Raw genomic sequence first — 1,851 nt, 5'->3', positions numbered from 1 at the left:
GTTGTGGTCCTGAAAGCTGGCAATAAGAACCTGAAATAATAAAACTACATAAAAAACAACATGTCATTGTGAAACACTACATCTCAAAATGACATTCAATCCAATAAATTATATTTTTTTATCTTTCTATATATAGTCGATCTGCTTGTACCCAGATATTTTGCTGCTAGTATTCTTCCTTCTTCAGTCCACCCATACTCATTTAAAGCTTTAATAATATGTGCTTTTTCAACTTCATCCAGAGTTTTCAATTCTGTATTCAAGGTCTTCTCTCTGAATTGAATCGGTAAATTTTGCATATCTATATAATCACCCTTAACCATGTTCATTGCATATTCTATGGTATTTTGAAGTTCCCTTACGTTGCCCTTCCATTCATGATTTTTAAATACCTGCTTCACTTCATTGTCGAGTCCAAAAATATTTTTGCTGAATTTTTCTGAAAACTTAGCTATGAAATATTCAGATATGAACAGCATATCTTCTCCCCGGTCTCTAAGTGGAGGTATTTTCAAAGGTATAACATTGAGTCTGTGATACAGGTCTTCCCTGAATTCTCTCCTCTCCACCATTTCCTTCAAATCAACATTTGTTGCTGCAATAATTCTTACATCTATGCTGATTGGACTTGTAGATCCTATTCTGTCAACTTCTTTCCTTTCAAGTACTCTCAACAACTTCTGTTGAAGATATATAGGCATATTTTCAACTTCATCTAAAAATATGCTACCCTTATCGGCAAAATAAAATTTCCCATGTCTGCCCGATTTGTCAGCACCGGTAAAAGCACCTTTCTCATATCCAAAGAGTTCACTTTCTATTAATGCCTCCGGCATTGCTCCGCAGTTAATAGCCACAAAAGGTTTACTCCTTCTTTTGCTTTCATTATGTATGCTTCTTGCAAACAACTCTTTACCCGTACCCGTTTCTCCAATCAACATTATTGTCGAATCTGTTTTGGATACTTTTCTGACCTTGTTTTTAAACTCAACTATGGATATGTCTTTTCCTACAATATCATTTAAAGTTATATTGTCCTTTTGCTCTGTAAGAGATATCGCAAACCTCTTTGCAACTTTATAATCCTCGAAAAAGTATAATACAACTTCAATTTCATCATTAACAAATACAGGTGTTGACGCATAAAGCAAATCCATCTTTATATCACCTTTCTGATAATATAAATCCTCATATTTCAACTTATCAAGATCGCCAACACTGCCATCCATAATGATGCCTTGAAAAACATCATCCAGTTTCCTGTCCTGGATTTCATTTGTTTCCAGTCCAAGTCTTTTAACTATATATTTATTTGCCTTGATTATACTAAAATCCTTGCTTACAATCACTGCGCCCCTGTTGATATTGTCAAACACTGTATCCATCATCTTTGTATAAGTATCTATCTGTTTTAATATTTCCCTTTCCTGTACTTTTGTACTTATCAGTTTTCCAATTTTATCTAAAAAATCAAGCATTTCCTTTTCATGACCCAGTATAAGTTTTTCCTGTTCCTTGTCTGTAGCAGCTATTCCAATTACTCCTATGGTTCGCCCTTCATGTTTAATAGTTGTATATATGGCTTTCAAATACTGACAAGTACCATATCTGTCACATCCCATGCATTTTTCATCATGTCCCGGATCATTGACAAGAAGAAAATCTTCATTCTTTTCAAAAATAAACCTGCTGATTGTTCCATCCTTTTTCAATTCCTTTCCCAGAATATCTTTAATTCTGCCAGTTCCTGCAAGGAATCTTCTGTCTTCATCGATTATTTCAATATCCAGTCCCAAAGCTGCCTTGCCTGCCTCAGCAAATTGCTGTACGACATCTTTTATATCCTTTAGT

General features: G+C 34.5%; 1 protein-coding gene. It reads right to left on the bottom strand.

The window, feature by feature from the left end:
- Positions 1-95: 95 nt before the first annotated feature.
- Positions 96-1,851, bottom strand: a 1,756-nt coding sequence (locus AC3AX0_RS10925; RefSeq protein ID WP_487550320.1) for a sigma-54 interaction domain-containing protein, incomplete at its 5' end; no start/stop codon positions are given.

The organism is Dethiosulfatibacter sp. (assembly GCF_983023055.1).
Note: the sequence above shows the minus strand (reverse complement) of the source record. Positions and strands in the feature narration are given on the sequence as shown.